Source organism: Compostimonas suwonensis (genome assembly GCF_002797855.1).
Classification (GTDB): Bacteria; Actinomycetota; Actinomycetes; order Actinomycetales; family Microbacteriaceae; genus Compostimonas; species Compostimonas suwonensis.
In genome coordinates this window covers 212,607-230,030 of record NZ_PGFB01000004.1, presented here as the reverse complement: position 1 = coordinate 230,030, position 17,424 = coordinate 212,607, and the positions used below count along the sequence as shown (strand labels likewise).

Here is a 17,424-nt window from a genome sequence, read left to right as displayed (position 1 = left end):
TCGGCGCCGCCGGTACAGTAGAACGCGTGCCCACACGCCTGACGAACTACTTCCTCCGCACCCTCCGCGAAGACCCCTCCGATGCGGAGGTCACGAGCCACCGGCTGCTCGTGCGCGCCGGCTACATCCGCCGCCAGGCGCCGGGCGTCTTCGCCTGGCTGCCCATCGGCCTGCGGGTGAAGGCCAAGATCGAGACCATCATCCGCGAGGAGATGACCGCGGCCGGCGCCCACGAGGTGCACTTCCCGGCCCTGCTGCCCCGCGAGCCGTACGAGGTGACGGGCCGCTGGGAGGAGTACGGCGACGGGATCTTCCGTCTCAAAGACCGCAAGGGCGCCGACTACCTCCTCGCCCCCACCCACGAGGAGGTCTTCACCCTGCTCGTGAAAGACCTCTACTCGAGCTACAAAGACCTGCCGCTGGCCATCTACCAGATCCAGGACAAGTACCGCGACGAGGCGCGCCCCCGCGCCGGCCTCCTGCGCGGCCGCGAGTTCACGATGAAGGACGCGTACTCCTTCGACTACACGGACGCGGGCCTCGACACGAGCTACCAGGCCCAGCGCGACGCCTACGAGCGCATCTTCACGCGTCTCGGCCTCGAGTACGTGATCGTGCAGGCGGATGCCGGTGCGATGGGCGGATCGCGCAGCGAGGAGTTCCTGCACCCCACCCCCATCGGGGAGGACACCTTCGTGCGCTCGGCCGGCGGTTACGCCGCCAACGTCGAGGCGTTCACGACCCTCGTGCCCGAGTCGCGCTCCGTCGACGGGCTCACCCCCGCCGAGGTGCTCGACACCCCGGACACCCCCACGATCGAGACGCTCGTCGAGCGTGCCAACAGCGCGCACCCCCGGCCCGACGGCCGCGCCTGGACCGCGGCGGACACTCTCAAGAACGTCGTGCTCGCCCTCACCCACATCGACGGCACGCGTGAGCTCGTGGTCGTGGGCGTGCCTGGCAACCGCGGCGTCGACCTCAAGCGCGCCGAGGTCGCTTTCGCCCCCGCCGAGATCGAGCCCGCGAACGACGAGGACTTCGCCAAGAACCCGGGCCTGGTCAAGGGCTACATCGGCCCCTGGTCGGCCGAGGGACCCGTGCTCGGCGAGACGTCGAGCACCGGCATCCGCTACGTGGTCGACCCCCGTGTCGTCGACGGCACCGGCTGGATCACCGGGTCGAACGTGCACGGCAAGCACGTCTTCGGACTCGTCGCCGGCCGCGACTTCCAGGCCGACGGCACCGTCGAGGTCGCCGAGGTGCTCGCGGGCGACCCGGCACCCGACGGCTCCGGCCCGGTGGAGCTCGCGCGCGGCATGGAGATCGGCCACGTCTTCCAGCTGGGGCGCAAGTACGCCGAGGCCCTCGGGCTCAAGGTGCTCGACGAGAACGGCAAGCTCGTGACCGTGACGATGGGCTCGTACGGCATCGGGGTCACCCGCATCCTCGCGATCATCGCGGAGCTCAACAACGACGAGAAGGGCATCATCTGGCCGCCCTCTGTCGCGCCCTTCGACGTGCAGGTCGTGGCGACCGGCCGCGATGCGGGCGTCTTCGAGGCGGCGGAGGCCGTGTCGGCGCAGCTCGAGGCCGCCGGCTTCGACGTGCTGCTCGACGACCGCCCCAAGGTGTCGCCGGGCGTCAAGTTCGGCGATGCCGAGCTCATCGGCGTGCCCACGATCGTGATCGTGGGCCGGGGCGTCGCCGACGGCGTCGTCGAGCTCTGGGATCGCCGTTCGGGCGAGAAGACCTCCGTGCCCCTCGACGGGATCGCCGCGGCCCTGAAGGGTTAGCCGCGAACCCGCAGCGGGTGCGCTGAAAACCAAGGTTTTTGCGCACCTGCTGCGGGTTCGCGGGTGTTATGCGGGGAGCGGGTTACGCGCGGGAGCGCGGGCGGCGGATGACGAAGACCGCGGCGGCACCGAGCAGCAGGGCCAGCACCGCGCCCAACGGCACGAGCGGGGAGAGCTCCACGCCCGTCGCAGCCAGGCCCGTCGGCTCGTCGGAGCCGTTCGACCCGGCCGGAGCGGCCGGGGTCGAGCTCGGCCGCGGCGCGTCGGTGGGCTCGGGCGTGTCCGTCGGCGCAGGTGTGTCGGTCGGCTCCGGGGTCGGCTCCGCGGCGATCCCGAAGTCGATCATCACGGGCTCCGACTCACGCGAGCCCAGCGCCTGCACGAGGCTGAGCTCGTAGGCTCCGGCGCCGAGCGGCTCCGGGAACGCGAGGGTCCACTCGCCGTTCTCGTCGATCGTCTGCGTGCCGGTGAGGCTTCCCGCAAGGCGAACCTCGGCGCCGGGGAGGCCCGTGCCGGAGAGCTCGGTGACCTCGGCGTCCCAGGGCAGGGTGCCCTCGGGCGCGTCGGCGACGGCGAAGCCCGTGAGGTCGGCGCGCTGCGTCAGCCACTGCTCGGGCGTCGTCGGGTGGTCGATGATGCGGGTCTCGCCGATGCAGCCGTTCCAGCCGTTGCGAGCTGCGTCATCGACCCAGTCGGAGCCGAGGATCCACGGCATGTCGTCGTTGTCGGCGAGGCCGGCGGCGTCGATCGCGTTGCGGAGCACCGGGGCTCCGTCGACGTACATCGTGATCGTGCCGGTCACGGGATCGTTGACGATGGCGACGTGCGCCCAGCTGTCGACCATGATCTCGCCGGACCAGTTGGTCTTGTCGCCCTTCGTGGGATCCGCGGGCACGGCCGTCCACTGGAACTCGCGCAGGTTGGAGATGCCGAGAGCCGTCGGAGAAGCCGTCCAGTCCCACTGCGTGCGGCCGAAGCCCTCGATCTTGGAGCGGTTGCCGGTGTGCACGATGTACTTCGACCAGCCGTTGGCCGTCGCGTCCCACCTCGAGTCCATCTTCACGAACGTCTCGACCGTGTATCCCTTCGAGAAGTCGGCGTTGTTGACGGGCGCATCGGCGTCGGTCGTCAGGTAGCTGAAGCGGCCCTTGACGAGATCGTCGGGGTTGTCGTCATCGATCGTCTGGTCGGAGTTCGCGAAGCACACGGCGGAGCCGTCCGAGGAGAAGCCCTGCACGTCGTCGCTCTGCACGGTGACGTCAGACCACTCGGCGCCGACGGCGTTGGTGTCGGCGGGGTCGACCCGGTGCAGGTCGTTGTCTCCCGCGACATCCGGGATCGTCACGTCCCCGTCCACGACACCGTCGAGGCCGTTGAAGCGCCAGTGCGCGAGGGTTCCGGGAACCTCCACGAAGTCGGACTCGTTGCCGGGCGCCTCGGTGGAGATCGGATCCGGGCCCGAGAAGCCGTCGAGCAGGATGTCGCGTGCGCGCTGCGAGAGCGACGGTGTGTCGGCCTGGCCGGCCCTGAAGCCGGGGTTGAAGCCCGAGAAGCGGTCGGCGAAGTCGACGTCGAGGGTGAACTCCTGATTCGGTCCTTCGAGGAACGCCTGGTCGTAGGAGGTCAGGCTGTCCTGGGGCTTGGCGACCACCCAGGGGGAGCCGGTCTGCACCTCGATCGTGCCGTTCGTGAGGTCGAACTCGAAGAGGCCGAGGTAGCCGTTCCCGCCCTCGTAGGCCATCTGGTAGTCCATGACGATCTCGGTCACGGTGTGGCCCGCGTCGTTGGTCTTCTCGAGACGGGATGAGCCGTGGAAGTGCCCGTTGAGGGTCATGAAGATCTGGTCGTTGCTGCGGATCAGCTCGTCCCACAGACGCAGCCCGTACTCGGTCTCCTTGGGGGAGACGGCGTCTGCGGCGATGTCGATCACCTGGTGGGTGGTCAGGATGACGGGCACCGTCGGGTGCGCGGCCATGACGTCGTCGGCCCAGGCGAGGGTCGCGTCGGAGGCGCGCCAGGAGAGGGCGAGCACCATGAACTGCTGACCCTCCGCCTCGAAGATGTGGTACTGGTTCATGCCCGTGGGGTCGCTGCCCTCGTAGGTGGACTGGGTCTCGGCACGATCGGGGCCGAACCACCGCAGGAAGGGCTCGTTCCCGAGGTCGTACTGGTCGTCGTAGAGGTAGTCGTTCGAGTTCCGCACGTCGTGGTTGCCCGCGAGGATCGAGTACGGCAGCTCGGCGTCGTCGAGCGTCGCCATCGCCGTGTCGGCGGCCTCCCACTCGTTCTGCGTGCCGACACGGTCGACGATGTCGCCGAGGTGGGCCACGAAGGGGATGTCGAGCTCATCCGAGTTCTCGGCCAGCCAAGCGGTCTGGGCCTGGAACGGGTCGGAGCCGTAGCGCGGGATGAACTGGTCGGAGGAGTATCGCGAATAGAACTGCGTGTCGGGCAGCACCGCGAAGGTGAACCGCGAGGCGAGGTCGCCTTCTGCCGGATCGGCGGCCTGGGCGGACGCGATCGGAACGGCGGCGAGGAGTCCGACGGCGAGTGCGCCCGCTGCGACCCCGGCGACGGCACGGATGCGCCTGCGCTGGGTTGTGCTGCCGGCCGGTTCGGCGGCTGGTGTGGATGGCACGTGGTGATCCTTTGCATAGAGACTGATGTTGCTGTGCGTCCGATATGGAACAGGCTCACGCTCCCTCGGTGGGATGGCCGTTTTATGGAACGTTTCAGAAGGAGCGGCGACCGTCAGGTGAACGACGTCTGTCCCGCGAACAGGGGTCAAACGCACGCCCGCGGCGAACTGGATGACGAGATGGCGAGTGTCGGGTACCCTAGGAGATTGCACTCGTCGCGCGAATCGCGGCAACAACATGAATAGAGGAGGCCGGCATGGACATCGACCTCAGCGTCCTGCGTCTGATGGAGCGAGAGCGCGAGATCCCTTTCGACGAGCTCGTGCAGATCATCGAGCAGGCGATACTGACCGCCTACCTGAAGCACACGGGGCAGCCCGAGCACAAGGCGTCGCCCGCGGAGCCCACGGCCCGCGTCGAGATCGACCGCAAGACCGGCCACGTGAGCGTCTTCGTGCCCGAGTACGACGATGAGGGCGCGATCGTCGGCGAGGCGGAGGACAGCCCGAGCGACTTCGGGCGCATCGCCGCCTTCGCCGCCAAGCAGGTCATCAACCAGCGCCTGCGCGATCTCGCCGATGACGCCGTGCTCGGCGAGTTCCGCGGCCGTGAGGGCGACATCGTCGCCGGCGTCATCCAGCAGGGCCCGAACCCGCGGATGATCCACGTCGACCTCGGCTCCGTCGAGGCCATCCTCCCGCCCGAGGAGCAGGTGCCGGGCGAGGAGTACACGCACGGCTCGCGCATCCGCGTCTACGTCACGAGCGTGAGCAAGGGGCTCAAGGGCCCGCAGATCACCGTGTCGCGCACGCATCCCTCGCTCGTGCGCAAGCTCTTCGCGCTCGAGGTGCCCGAGATCGCGGCCGGCTCGGTCGAGATCGTCTCGCTCGCCCGCGAGGCCGGCCACCGCACCAAGATCGCCGTGCGCGCCAAGGAGCCCGGCATCAACGCCAAGGGCGCCTGCATCGGCGAGCTCGGCCAGCGTGTGCGCGCCGTGACGGCGGAGCTCAACAACGAGAAGATCGACATCGTCGACTACTCGCCCGACCTCCCCACCTTCGTGGCGAACGCGCTCTCGCCGGCCAAGGTCACCTCGGCCTTCGTGATCGACGAGTCGCTCAAGGCGGTGCGTGCACTCGTACCCGACTACCAGCTCTCGCTCGCGATCGGCAAGGAGGGCCAGAACGCCCGGCTCGCCGCGAAGCTCACGGGTGCGAAGATCGACATCCAGCCCGACTCCACGGTGGAGTGAGCGGCAGCGCAGCCGCTTCGCTCACTGCCCCGCTCACCGACGGGTGTACGATGGAACCAGTCAGAACGTGCGTCGGATGTCGCGCACGCGCCCCCAAATCCTCACTCGTGAGGATTGTGGCCCAAGAATCCCAACTCGTGGTCGATACTGCGTCGCGGTTTCCGGGCAGGGGAGCGTGGATGCATCCGACTCTCGAGTGTTTCGACAAATCCATCGGGCGCCGCGCTTTCGGGCGCGCACTGAAGGTCACGGAGACGCTCGGCTCAGAGAACGTCGCGCGCTTCCTGGCTTCGAAGGAGACTCAACCGGAGTCTCTGGATTCCTGACGGACTCCCACCCCCAGCGAGTGCGGATCCCCGCCAGACCATGAGAGAACAGGCTGAACGGCACAGTGATCACAAATGAGTGACAACTAATGAGTGGCTCGAAATGAGTCCCGTCCGCTTTTAATGGTCTGCCCTGTCCGGGTGCAGACCCGAGACAGGAGAAAACGTGGCAAAACCACGCGTACACGAGATCGCCAGCGAACTCGGCGTCGATAGCAAGCTCGCCCTTGCGAAGCTCAAGGAAATGGGCGAATTCGTCAAGGGACCCTCGTCGAGCATCGAGCCGCCCGTCGCGCGCAAGCTGAAGGCTGCGCTCGAGGCCGACGGCATCGCGACGAAGTCCGACCAGCCCGCCGCGTCGGCACCCCGTGCCGCCGCGAGCACCCCCGCGCCTCGCGCTGCCGCGACCCCCGGGCCCCGCCCGCCGGCCGCACCCGCAGCCCCGGCCGCGCCCCCCGCCCCGACGACCCCGGCGCCGCTCTCGGTCGCCGAGCGTCAGGCGCAGGCGCTCGCACAGGAGAAGGCCACCGCCGAGCGTGTCGCGACCGAGCGCGCAGCCGCAGAGACGGCAGCCGAGTCGGCCCCGGCTCCGGATGCCGCGCAGCCCGCCTCCGCGGCGGCGGCCGGTTCCGCACCCTCCGCCGCAGGAGCCGCCCCCGCGGCGCCGCGCCCGGGTGGCAGCATCCCGCGCCCGCAGGCTCCGCGCCCCGGCAACAACCCCTTCGCCAGCAACCAGGGCATGGGCCAGCGCCCGAACGCTCCGCGCCCGGGCAACAACCCGTTCGCGAGCTCGCAGGGCATGGGCCAGCGCCCGACCCCCGGCAACATCCCCCGCCCGGCAGCGCCGCGCCCCGGCGCGCCGCGCCCGGGTGGACCCGGCCAGGGCCAGCGTCCCGGCGGCTTCGGCCAGCGCCCCGGTGGAGCAGCCGGCGGCGGCTTCCAGCGTCAGGGCGGTGGAGCCCGACCCGGCTTCCAGCGTCCCGGTGGAGCACCCGCCGCAGGCGGAGCAGCACCCGCGGGCGGTTTCGCACCGCGTCCCGGTGGCGGCGGCCGTGGCCGTGGCCCCGGCGGTGGAACCGCTGGAGCGTTCGGCCGCGGTGGCGGCAAGAGCAAGGCCCGCAAGTCGAAGCGTACGAAGAGGGCCGAGTTCGAGCTGAGGGAGGCCCCGTCGCTGGGCGGCGTGAGCGTTCCCCGCGGCGACGGCAACACGGTCGTGCGACTGCGCCGTGGCGCCTCGATCACCGACTTCGCCGACAAGATCGACGCGAGCCCCGGAAACCTCGTGACCGTGCTCTTCCACCTCGGTGAGATGGCGACGGCCACGGAGTCGCTCGACGAGGCCACCTTCGAGGTGCTCGGCGAAGAGCTCGGCTACCGCATCATGATCGTGTCGCCGGAGGAGGAGGACCGCGAGCTGCTCGAGGGCTTCGACATCGACCTCGACCAGGAGCTCGAGGACGAGACCGACGAAGACCTCGAGATCCGCCCCCCGGTCGTCACCGTCATGGGTCACGTCGACCACGGCAAGACCCGGCTCCTCGACGCGATCCGCAACGCGAACGTCGTCGCGGGCGAGGCCGGCGGCATCACCCAGCACATCGGCGCCTACCAGGTCACGACCGAGCACGAGGGCATCGAACGCGCCATCACCTTCATCGACACCCCGGGCCACGAGGCGTTCACCGCCATGCGTGCCCGTGGTGCGCAGGTCACCGACATCGCGATCCTCGTGGTCGCGGCCGACGACGGCATCATGCCCCAGACGATCGAGGCCTTGAACCACGCGCAGGCGGCCAACGTGCCGATCGTCGTGGCGGTCAACAAGATCGACAAGGAGGACGCCAACCCGGCCAAGGTGCGCCAGCAGCTCACCGAGTACAACCTCGTCGCCGAGGAGTACGGCGGAGACGTCATGTTCGTCGACGTCTCGGCCCGCAACAACGTCGGCATCGACAAGCTGCTCGACGCCGTGCTGCTCACCGCTGACGCCGGGCTCGACATGCGAGCGAACCCGAACAAGGACGCCCGCGGCGTCGCCATCGAGGCCAAGCTCGACAAGGGGCGTGGCGCGGTCGCGACCGTGCTCATCCAGTCGGGAACGCTCCGGGTCGGCGACGCGATCGTCGCCGGAACGGCGTACGGCCGCGTGCGCGCCATGCACGACGAGAACGGCGACGCGGTCGAGGCCGCGACGCCGTCGCGCCCCGTGCAGGTGCAGGGCCTCTCCTCGGTCCCGCGTGCGGGCGACACCTTCCTCGTCACCGAGGAAGACCGAACCGCCCGCCAGATCGCCGAGAAGCGCGAAGCGGCCGAGCGCAATGCTCAGCTCGCCAAGGCCCGCAAGCGCATCAGCCTCGAGGACTTCACCCGTGCGCTCGAGGAGGGCAAGGTCGAGTCGCTCAACCTCATCATCAAGGGCGACGTCTCCGGTGCCGTCGAGGCGCTCGAGGAGTCGCTGCTCAAGATCGAGGTCGACGAGTCGGTGCAGCTTCGGATCATCCACCGCGGAGTCGGCGCGATCACCGAGTCGGACGTCAACCTCGCGACGATCGACAACGCGATCATCGTGGGCTTCAACGTGCGCCCCGACCCGAAGGCCCGCGAGCGTGCGGCGCGCGAGGGTGTCGACATCCGCTTCTACTCGGTCATCTACGCCGCGCTCGAAGAGGTCGAGAACTCCCTCAAGGGAATGCTCAAGCCCGAGTACGAAGAGGTGCAGAGCGGTGTCGCGGAGATCCGCGAGATCTTCCGCTCCTCCAAGTTCGGCAACATCGCCGGTGTCGTGGTGCGATCGGGAACGATCACGCGAAACGCGAAGGCACGCGTCATCCGCGATGGCGTCGTCGTCGGCGACAACCTCGCCATCGAGTCGCTGCGCCGGTTCAAGGACGACGTCACCGAGGTCCGCACGGACTTCGAAGCCGGTATCGGCCTCGGCAAGTTCAACGACATCCAGATCGGCGACGAGATCGAGACGATCGAGCTCAAGGAGAAGCCGCGCGGATAAGCGCGGTCCAGCCGGCGGTCGTCGAGTGCGTTCCGCGCACTCGACGACTGCTCGGCTCACCATCCGGTCGGCACATCTAGGGTTGTGGAAAGAGCGGCGGTACGGCCGCTGAGAGCAGAGGAGTTGGTCATGGCAGATCCGGCACGCGCCGCGAAGATGGCGGACCGCATCAAGGTCATCGTCGCCAAGAGGCTCGAACGCGGCATCAAAGACCCGCGTATGGGCTTCGTGACGATCACCGACGTCAAGGTGACGGGCGACCTGCAGCACGCGAGCGTCTTCTACACGGTCTACGGCACCGACGAGGAGCGCGCCGACACGGCCGCAGCCCTCACCTCGGCGACGGGCATGTTCCGCACCGAGGTCGGCAAGAACATCACGGCGAGGCTCACCCCGTCGATCGAGTTCATCGCCGACGGCATCCCCGAGAACGCCGCCCTCATCGAGCAGCTGCTCGCCGAGGCGCGCAACCGCGACAACGAGGTGGAGAGCCTCGCCCGCGGCGCGGACTACGCCGGCGACGCCGACCCGTACGTGAAGCCGCGCGCGCTCGACGACGAGGACTGAGCGGGCCGGTCTCTGACCGAGTGGGGTCGAGGGCGAGCCTCTAGCCGTTCCCGGCCTGGTAGCTCTCGGAACCGGGGGCGCCGCCGCTCATCTCGAGCACGATGCCCGTGGGGTCGAAGCCGATCGACGCGTCGTAGTACTCGCCGTCGACGGGGATCCGGATCATCACGCGGTACTGCAGCGCGTCGTCGATGACGACGGGTGTCACCCCGATGTAGGCCGACTGGCTCGAGCCGGGTGCGAGGGCGTCGCCGAGCCCGCTGAGCTGTTTCGCCCGCTCGACGAGGGAGGGCAGCATCCGCATGTCGATGCCGCTCACGTCGAAGAGCTCGGCGTCCAGCTCGCCGGGATCCGGCTGGGAGGCCGCCGCGCCGTCGCGCGTGGCCACGCCGTCGGTGTAGTCGAAGGTGTCGAGCGTCTGCGCACCCGGCGAGCTGGGCGCGTCGGCGCTCGCGAACTGCCCGCCGAAGTAGAGGCTGGTGAGCTGGGGGCCGCCGGCCGCCTCGACGATCGCGTCGACGGCTTTCTGCGCGTTGTCGCCGACGAACATGTCGGCCGCCGCCTCGGCCGCCCGCCGGGCCTCCTCCTGCGCGGCCTGCTCCGCCTGGTACTGCTCGTACTCGCCCTCCGAGGTGTGCGGGCGGCGCACCTCGTCGAGGGTCGTCTCGCCGTTCGCTATCGCCGCGATCGTCGGATAACAGGGCACGAGGGCGAGCCCGGCGCCGAGAAGGATGCCGAGGACGTAGAAGACCGGGGGGATGCGCCGCAGCCCCGATGTGCGCGGCGGCTTCGTCGCGGGGCCGGCGGCCGGCGCGACGCTGCTCGACGGGTTGAGGATCGCCGTCGTGGGGACGGAGGCGCCGCTGGGCGCGCTCACGGTGCCCGCCGTGCTCATCGCCGCGCCGGCGGTCTGGGGCGGAGCGGTGCGCGTCGTGCGCACGCGCTCGTCGCTCGCGGCCCGCTGCACCCACTCGTCGGGCGGGCTCATGACGAGCTGCACGCCCGTGGCGGGTCCGGCCGGCTGCGCCACGACGACGACGCACTCGGGCTGCAGGCGCGGGATCTCGAGGATGTCGACGAGCTTGCGGGTCGTCGTCGAGAACGCCGCTCCGTGGTCGGGCACGACGACGAGGTCGATGTCGCAGACGGGCTGATCGTTGATGGTCGTGCCCGTGCGCCGGATCGAGGTCACCCGGGCGAGGTGCAGCCGGCCCTCGTGCGCGGCGGCGGCCACCTCCTCGGCGGACAGGGGCAGGCCGAGTCGGCCGCCCCCGCCGATGCCCGCGACACTGCGCGCGATGAGGATGAGGGGCAGGAAGACGCTCGAGATGATGGCGAGCGGGATCACGAGCCCGGCCCATGCCTCGTCGCCGGAGACGATCCAGGCGCCCACGCTCGCCAGCAGTGCGCCGATGCCGACGGAGAAGAGAACGCGGATCACACCATCACGTTAGCGAGCCGCAGGCCCGACGCCAATTCGGGGGACAACGCGCTCACTCCGGCAGCGTGATCCCGCCCTGAGGGGACGGGACGGCGAGGCCGTCGGCGAGCAGGCCGGCCAGTGCGCGGGCGAGCTGCGCGGCATCCGGCCACAGACGGCCGATCTCCTCGTGGCTCACGGGCACGTGCGCCGCCCGCAGCTCGGCCATGATGAGCCCGCGCACCTGGCGGTCCGAGCCCTCGAACCTCTTCTGCACCGCCTTGCGCGGCCCGTCGTACTCCGGATAGCCGGCGGCCCTCCACGCGCAGAGCTCGCGCACGGGGCAGGACTCGCAGCGGGGCGAGCGGGCGGTGCAGACCACGGCGCCGAGCTCCATGATCCCGGCGTTGAAGGCCCGGGCCCGCACCGGGTCGGCCGGCAGCAGGGCGTCCATCGCGGCGAGGTCGCGCTTCGACGGCGGAGCGGGCTCGGCGTTGCCGTCGACCGCCCGGGCGAGAACCCTGCGGGTGTTGGTGTCGACGACGGGATGCCGCGCGCCGTAGGCGAAGGCGGCGACGGCCCGTGCGGTGTAGTCGCCGACCCCCGGGAGCGCGAGCAGCTCGCCGACGTCGGAGGGCACCACGCCGCCGTGGCACTCGGTGATCGTGACCGCGCAGGCGTGCAGCCAGAGGGCCCGCCGGGGGTAGCCGAGCGACTTCCAGGCCCGCACGGCCTCGCCGGAGGGCGCCGACGCGAGGGCCTCGGGGGTCGGCCAGCGGTCGAGCCACTCCTCGAGCCGCGGGATCACCCGGGTGACGGGGGTCTGCTGCAGCATGAACTCGCTCACGAGCACACCCCAGGCCGTGAAGCCGGGGCGTCGCCAGGGCAGTTCGCGCGCGTTCTCGGCGAACCAGTCCACGATGTCGCCGGCGATCTCGCCCGTGACGGTGGCGCTGCCGGCGATCGTGGCGGGGGCCGCCTCCCGTGCGTTCGTGTGTGCCATCCCGTCTAGGCTACGGCGCGCGCGGCGTAGGCTCGGATCATGACGCTCATGAGCACACCCCGGGTCGAGTTCCTGCGAGGGCTGCGTGCCGAGATCGCCCACAACTACGGCGTCGGACGTGCCGTCGTGGCGGTCGACGGGGCACCCGGATCCGGCACGGCGGAGTTCGCCGACGATCTCGCGGCGGTCTTCCGCGAGGTCGGGCACAACAGCTTCCGCGCCTCGCTCGAGGACTTCCACACCCCGCGAGCGGTGCGCTACCGTCACGGCCGCGAGTCCGCCGAGGCCTACTACCGCGACTCCTACGACTACGCCCTGCTGCGCCGGGTGCTGCTCGACCCGTACCGGATGGGCGGCAGCACGGGCTTCGTGACCGTCGCCTTCGACGTGCGCCGCGACGCACAGGTGGAGCCCAAGTGGCTGAGCGCCGACGTCGACGCGATGCTCGTCGTCGACGGCCCGTTCCTCAACCGCCCGCAGACCCGGGGGCTCTGGGACTACTCGATCTTCCTCGACGCCGACGACGTGGTGCGCTACGAGCGGCTCGCCGCGAGCATCGGGGTCGATCCCGATCCGGATGCCCCGTCGAACGCCAAGTACCGCGAGGGCTGGGAGCTGTATCTCGCCGACGGAGGGCCGAGGCTGCTGGCCTCCGCGATCGTCGACGACAACGACGCCGCCCGGCCGTGGCGGGTCTTCTCCGACTCGTGCTGAGGGACTGGCCTGCCCTCTCCCTGCCCCTCCGACCCAAATGCAGGACTCGCACCGGATTTCGGACCGTATAGTCGTGATTCTGGTCTCCCCACCGGAAGATCTCCTGCATCTGGGTTGGCGGGTTGGCTCAGCCCAGCGGCACCCGTCGCACGACCTCGTCGGGTGGCAGGAAGCGCCCCGTGCGCTCGACCTCGTGCACGAGCGCCACGAGCTCACGGCTGACGGGTGTCGCGACCCCGGCCAGCTCCCCTTCGCTCACGACCGCGCCGTTGAGGTAGTCGATCTCGGTCGGCTTGCCGCGCCGGATGCTCTGCAGGGTCGAGCCCGGGTTGGGCGTCGCCCCCATCCGGGCCGCCATCAGCCGGGGGAGCACACCGCCGATCGCCCGGGGCAGCCGTGCGAAGAGCCGCAGGCGCGCGTCGCCGAGCCCCTGCATGCTGCCGAAGCGGATGCCGCGTGCCTCTCCGACCCGCACGGCCTCCCGCATGCTCTGCGTGACGATGGCGCGCAGCCCCGGGTGCGCGATCGTCTGCTGGGCGCTGAGGCCCGTGATGGCGGGCATGGCGTTGACGTGGTTGACGAGCAGCTTCGTCCACTGGGCGCCCACGAAGTTGGGCAGCTCGACGACGGGGAAGGCCTCGCGCAGGATGCCGCCGAGCTCGCGCACGCGCTCGGTGACCGGCCCCGTGCCGCCGCCCAGATAGCTCGGCGCCGGCGTCGTGACGGTCACGTGGCCGGGGGAGAGGTACGAGGCGGCGAACATCGCGAGCATGCCGACGGTCTGGGCGGCGGGCAGCGCGGCCCGTGCGACGTCGACGCCGCGCAGGCCGTTCTGCACGACGATGACGGTCGTGCCGTCGAGGGCCCGGGCGTTCTCGCGGATCGCGGCCTCGGCATCCATGGCCTTGGTGGCCACGAGCGCGAGATCGGGGCGCTCCGTGAGACGCGGTGACGCCGTGACCGGTGCGGTGTGGGAGCCCCAGCCGCCGTCGAGCACGAGGCCGCCCGCGCGCACGGCGTCGAGCTGCTCGCCCCGGGCGGTGACCTCGACGTCGTGGCCGGCGCGATCGAGCAGCGCGGCCATCGTGCCGCCGACGGCTCCCGCTCCGACGACGGCGATCCTCATGCTGGAACTTTAGCCGCTTCCGTGCGCCCGCCTGCAGCGGTCTCGTCGCCCGCCGGGCGCGGGCTGCGCGCGAGACGGCCGGCGGGCAGCGCGAGCGCGATGAGCAGGGCGAGCACGAGCGCGCCGGCGCCGACGAGGATCGCGGGCACCGCGGCATCCACGTAGCCGGTCGGGGTGAGCTGACCGCCCGCGCCCGAGAAGACCGCCGTGAGCACGGCGACGCCGAGCGCCACCCCGATCTCGCGGATCGTCGAGTTCGTGCCCGAGGCCGTCGCGCGGTCGGCGTCGACGATGTCGGCGAGCACGGCCGTGGAGCTCGGCGCGAAGACGAGTCCCATGCCCACCCCGCCGAAGAGGAAGGCGGGCAGCATCTCGACGTACTCGACCGTCGGCGACATCGTGAAGGCGAGCCAGACGAGCGAGATCACGAGGAAGACGAGGCCCACGACGATGAGCAGCCGGGTGCCGACCCGCGGTGCGACGATGCCGGCGAGCGGGGCGACGACCATGGGCGCGAGGGTCCAGGGCATCGTCATGACCCCTGCCTCGAGCGGGGTGTGGCCCTGGACGACCTGCAGGAACTGGATGAGGATGAAGATCGCCCCGAAGATGCCGAAGCTGAAGGTCAGGCCGATGCCGTTGGCGACGCTGAAGCTGCGGCTGCGGAACAGTCGCAGGGGCACGAGCGGATCGCGGGTCCTGCGCTCCCAGGCGAGAAAGCCGGCCAGCAGAAGGGCGCCCGCCACGAGGGGCACCGTGATCTCGGGGCTCGACCAGCCGGCCTCGTTGCCGCGCACGACGGCGAAGACGATCGCGAAGACGCCCAGCCCGGCCAGCAGCAGGCCGACGACGTCGGGTCGCACGCTGCGTCCGAAGCTCTCCGGCAGCACGAAGAGCACGAGCGGCAGGGCGACGATGCCGACCGGCAGGTTGATCCAGAAGATGGCGTGCCAGCTCCAGCTCTCGATGGCCAGGCCGCCGATGAGCGGGCCGAGCGCGACGCCGAGGCCGGAGACGCCGCCCCAGATGCCGATCGCGAGCGGGCGGAGCCGGTCGGGAACGCTGCCGGCGAGGAGGGTGAGGCTCAGCGGCATAAGAGCCGCTGCGCCCGCTCCCTGCAGAGCGCGGGCGGCCACGAGCATCCACGGCTCGGTCGCGAGGGCGCAGGCGACGGAGAAGACCGTGAAGACGACGATGCCGATCGCGAAGAGCCGTTTGCGGCCCCAGCGGTCACCGAGGGAGACGGCCATGAGCATGAGGCTCGCGAAGCTGAGCGTGTAGGCGTTGACGAACCACTGCAGCTCTTCGAGGGAGGCGTCGAGGTCGGTGCGCAGCACGGGCAGCGCGGTCGTCACGACGAGGTTGTCGAGGGTGGCCATGAACATGGGCAGGGAGACGGCCAGGATCACGAGCCAGAGGGGCGCGGTGCGGCGGGCGCGGGAGGTCATTGCTGTCCGATCCGATGCGAGGAGGCTGAGTTGTTGTAATCGGATGATTACAAAATTCGAGAGTAGTAATCGACTGATAACCTGTCAAGTGTGAAAAACGTCCCCGGAAGCGCCGCAGGCCCGGCGGCCTCGGAGCAGCCGACCGAGCGAATCCCCTCCGCCGAACGCCGCGAGCAGATCCTGCGCGCGGCGACGGCCGTCTTCGGGGAGCGCGGCTACGCCCAGGCGACGACTGACCGCGTGGCGCAGGCCGCCGGCATCAGCCAGCCCTACGTCGTGCGGATGTTCGGCAGCAAGGAGAACCTCTTCCTCGAGGTGCTCGACCGGGCGCTCGGGCGCATCATGGAGTCGTTCCGAGCGGTGCTCGCCGACCCTGACGACAGCCCCGTCGGGCCGCGTCTCGGGCGGGCCTACGTCAACCTCATCGAAGACCGGGGCATCCTGCTCTGCCTCCTGCAGGCCTTTATGCTCGGGCACGACGAGACGATCGGCCGCAAGGCCCGTCAGGGCTTCCTGGCGATCTACCGGCTGCTGCGCGACGACGTGGGCCTCGACGCCGACGACGCGCGCCGCTTCCTCGCCGAGGGGATGCTCATCAACACCCTGCTCGCGGTGCGGATGACCGACGACTACGCCACCGACGTCTGCGCTCAGGAGATCCTCGAGAGCGCCTTCAGCTCCAAGCTCGACCTCGTGCTCGACGTCGCGCGACGCGACTCCGGCGCAGACGCGGGCAGGCCCGCGGCGAGCGGTCGCGCATGAGGCGGCCGCAATCGACCCGGAGCGGCCTGCTGCTCGTCGACAAGCCCGCGGAGTGGACGAGCCACGACGTCGTCGCGCGCACCCGCAGGCTCGCGCAGACCCGCAAGGTCGGCCACGCCGGCACCCTCGACCCCATGGCGACGGGCCTGCTCATCCTCGGCGTCAACAGCTCGACACGACTGCTGACCTACATCGTCGGCCTCGACAAGGAGTACACCGCGACCATCCGCCTCGGTGCGGCCTCGACCACCGACGACGCCGACGGCGAGCTGCTGGACGCCGCCGAGCCGACGCTGCTCGCTGCGGTGACCCCCGAGCGCATCCGAGCCGGCCTCGCCCTCCTCACGGGCGAGATCGACCAGGTTCCGAGCGCCGTGAGCGCTATCAAGGTCGACGGCAAACGCGCCTACGCGCGTGTGCGCGCGGGGGAGGACGTGCAGCTCGACGCCCGCAGGGTCACGATCGCCGAGTTCGAGCTGCTCGAGACCCGTCGCCCCGCCGTCTCGAACGCCGACCCCGCCGAGCCCGCCTGGATCGACCTCGACGTGCGGGTGGTCTGCTCGAGCGGCACCTACGTCCGCGCGCTCGCCCGCGACCTCGGCGCGGGCCTCGGCGTCGGCGGGCACCTCACGGCGCTGCGGCGCACGAGGATCGGCCCGTTCGGCATCGCCGAGGCGGAGGCGCTCGACGAGCTCGAGCCGGAGCGGTCGCTCGTGGCGCCCGCGGTCGCGGCATCCGCTCTCTTCGCCACTCTCGCCCTGAGCGAGGAGGAGGCCGTCGACCTGGGCCACGGCAAGCGCATCGCCGTCGACCCCGGGTTCGAGCGCGGGGTGCCGATCGCGGCCCTCGCGCCGAACGGGCGTCTCGTCGGGCTCGTCGAGGCGCGTGGCGGCCAGGCCGTGACGCTCGTGAATTTCCCCGCCGACGAGACGCAGCCTCACGAGACGCAGCCCGACGAGACGCAGGAGGCGTAGCGCGTGATCGAGTGGTTCACCTACGCGCAGATCGGCGTCGCCGTGCTCGCGGCGCTGCTGTGCATCGTGCTCGGCCTCGCGGGGCGCTCGCCGAGCGACCTCACCGTCGGCGCGACGGCGCTCGTCGAGCTGCTGCTGATCGCGCAGCTCGTCGTCGCGATCGTCGCCCCGCTCGCCGGCAACGAGCCCACGGGAAGCCTGCTCGAGTTCTACATCTACCTCATCTCGGCGATCCTGCTGCCGGCTGCGGCCACGTTCTGGGCCCTCGTCGAGCGCTCGCGCTGGTCGACCGTCATCCTGGGCGTCGCCTGCATCGCGATCGCGATCATGCTCTACCGGATGCAGCAGATCTGGTCGGTGCAGCTGTCGTAGGGCGGGCTGCACGAGGGCTGC

Annotated in this window: 14 protein-coding genes; 9 read left to right on the top strand and 5 right to left on the bottom strand. The window is 70.6% G+C overall.

All coding sequences use genetic code 11. The annotated features are described in order from the left end of the window. Nucleotides 1-26: 26 nt before the first annotated feature. Nucleotides 27-1,793, top strand: coding sequence for a proline--tRNA ligase (locus CLV54_RS12200; protein WP_100345257.1), 1,767 nt, complete (start codon nt 27-29; stop codon nt 1,791-1,793). A gap of 82 nt (nt 1,794-1,875) precedes the next feature. On the opposite strand, the gene CLV54_RS12195 is transcribed toward CLV54_RS12200, so the two are convergent. Then, on the bottom strand, nt 1,876-4,431 hold the full coding sequence (locus tag CLV54_RS12195) for a LamG-like jellyroll fold domain-containing protein (RefSeq protein WP_211294538.1): 2,556 nt from the start codon (nt 4,429-4,431) through the stop codon (nt 1,876-1,878). Between the two features lie 257 nt (nt 4,432-4,688). Between CLV54_RS12195 and nusA the strand changes: the two genes are divergently transcribed. The 4 genes from nusA to rbfA all read left to right on the top strand — a co-directional run bounded on the left by nusA (nt 4,689) and on the right by rbfA (nt 9,584). Further along, nucleotides 4,689-5,684, top strand: coding sequence for a transcription termination factor NusA (gene nusA / locus CLV54_RS12190; RefSeq protein ID WP_100345255.1), 996 nt, complete (start codon nt 4,689-4,691; stop codon nt 5,682-5,684). 50 nt (nt 5,685-5,734) lie between these two features. Continuing rightward, nucleotides 5,735-6,010 carry a YlxR family protein gene (locus CLV54_RS12185; protein ID WP_100345509.1) on the top strand — a complete coding sequence of 92 codons (276 nt, stop codon included), beginning with the start codon at nt 5,735-5,737 and terminating at the stop codon, nt 6,008-6,010. Nucleotides 6,011-6,176: 166 nt separating this feature from the next. Further along, nucleotides 6,177-9,017 carry a translation initiation factor IF-2 gene (gene infB / locus CLV54_RS12180; RefSeq protein WP_100345254.1) on the top strand — a complete coding sequence of 947 codons (2,841 nt, stop codon included), beginning with the start codon at nt 6,177-6,179 and terminating at the stop codon, nt 9,015-9,017. A gap of 129 nt (nt 9,018-9,146) precedes the next feature. Further along, complete coding sequence (gene rbfA, locus CLV54_RS12175) at nt 9,147-9,584, top strand: 30S ribosome-binding factor RbfA (RefSeq protein ID WP_100345253.1); 438 nt, start codon at nt 9,147-9,149, stop codon at nt 9,582-9,584. Nucleotides 9,585-9,624: 40 nt separating this feature from the next. Here the strand turns inward: rbfA and CLV54_RS12170 are convergent, their stop codons facing one another. Beyond that, nucleotides 9,625-11,025 (bottom strand): hypothetical protein, encoded by a 1,401-nt coding sequence (locus CLV54_RS12170; RefSeq protein ID WP_100345252.1) that lies wholly within the window; start codon nt 11,023-11,025, stop codon nt 9,625-9,627. Between the two features lie 52 nt (nt 11,026-11,077). Then, nucleotides 11,078-12,007 (bottom strand): HhH-GPD family protein, encoded by a 930-nt coding sequence (locus tag CLV54_RS12165; protein ID WP_100345251.1) that lies wholly within the window; start codon nt 12,005-12,007, stop codon nt 11,078-11,080. A gap of 39 nt (nt 12,008-12,046) precedes the next feature. Between CLV54_RS12165 and CLV54_RS12160 the strand changes: the two genes are divergently transcribed. Continuing rightward, complete coding sequence (locus CLV54_RS12160; protein ID WP_100345250.1) at nt 12,047-12,721, top strand: nucleoside/nucleotide kinase family protein; 675 nt, start codon at nt 12,047-12,049, stop codon at nt 12,719-12,721. Nucleotides 12,722-12,848: 127 nt separating this feature from the next. Here CLV54_RS12160 and CLV54_RS12155 read toward each other — a convergent pair whose 3' ends face one another. Together CLV54_RS12155 and CLV54_RS12150 are read right to left on the bottom strand one after the other, a co-directional pair. Continuing rightward, the gene (locus tag CLV54_RS12155; protein WP_100345249.1) at nt 12,849-13,847 is read right to left on the bottom strand and encodes a ketopantoate reductase family protein; all 999 of its coding nucleotides are present in this window, start codon (nt 13,845-13,847) and stop codon (nt 12,849-12,851) included. Continuing rightward, the gene (locus tag CLV54_RS12150) at nt 13,844-15,295 is read right to left on the bottom strand and encodes a DHA2 family efflux MFS transporter permease subunit (RefSeq protein ID WP_100345248.1); all 1,452 of its coding nucleotides are present in this window, start codon (nt 15,293-15,295) and stop codon (nt 13,844-13,846) included. The genes CLV54_RS12155 and CLV54_RS12150 overlap by 4 nt, the downstream gene beginning before the upstream one ends. Nucleotides 15,296-15,385: 90 nt before the next feature. On the opposite strand from CLV54_RS12150, the gene CLV54_RS12145 reads away from it, so the two are divergent. From CLV54_RS12145 to CLV54_RS12135, 3 genes are read left to right on the top strand one after another with little or no spacing between them, the layout of a single operon-like run. Beyond that, on the top strand, nt 15,386-16,057 hold the full coding sequence (locus CLV54_RS12145; protein ID WP_100345247.1) for a TetR/AcrR family transcriptional regulator: 672 nt from the start codon (nt 15,386-15,388) through the stop codon (nt 16,055-16,057). Then, a complete protein-coding gene (gene truB / locus CLV54_RS12140; RefSeq protein WP_100345246.1) occupies nt 16,054-17,031 on the top strand; it encodes a tRNA pseudouridine(55) synthase TruB in 978 nt (325 codons plus the stop codon). Before CLV54_RS12145 ends, truB begins: the two co-directional genes overlap by 4 nt. A 3-nt stretch (nt 17,032-17,034) precedes the next feature. Further along, entirely contained in the window at nt 17,035-17,403 is a 369-nt protein-coding gene (locus tag CLV54_RS12135) for a hypothetical protein (RefSeq protein ID WP_100345245.1), read from the top strand. The last annotated feature ends 21 nt before the right edge of the window (nt 17,404-17,424 follow it).

Coding starts and splice junctions, on each gene's coding strand:
- CLV54_RS12185 (WP_100345509.1), top strand. CDS start 5,735: ATGGAACCAGTCAGAACGTGCGTCGGATGTCGCGCACGCGCCCCCAAA.
- CLV54_RS12155 (WP_100345249.1), bottom strand. CDS start 13,847: ATGAGGATCGCCGTCGTCGGAGCGGGAGCCGTCGGCGGCACGATGGCC.
- CLV54_RS12165 (WP_100345251.1), bottom strand. CDS start 12,007: ATGGCACACACGAACGCACGGGAGGCGGCCCCCGCCACGATCGCCGGC.
- CLV54_RS12160 (WP_100345250.1), top strand. CDS start 12,047: ATGACGCTCATGAGCACACCCCGGGTCGAGTTCCTGCGAGGGCTGCGT.
- truB (WP_100345246.1), top strand. CDS start 16,054: ATGAGGCGGCCGCAATCGACCCGGAGCGGCCTGCTGCTCGTCGACAAG.
- CLV54_RS12150 (WP_100345248.1), bottom strand. CDS start 15,295: ATGACCTCCCGCGCCCGCCGCACCGCGCCCCTCTGGCTCGTGATCCTG.
- nusA (WP_100345255.1), top strand. CDS start 4,689: ATGGACATCGACCTCAGCGTCCTGCGTCTGATGGAGCGAGAGCGCGAG.
- rbfA (WP_100345253.1), top strand. CDS start 9,147: ATGGCAGATCCGGCACGCGCCGCGAAGATGGCGGACCGCATCAAGGTC.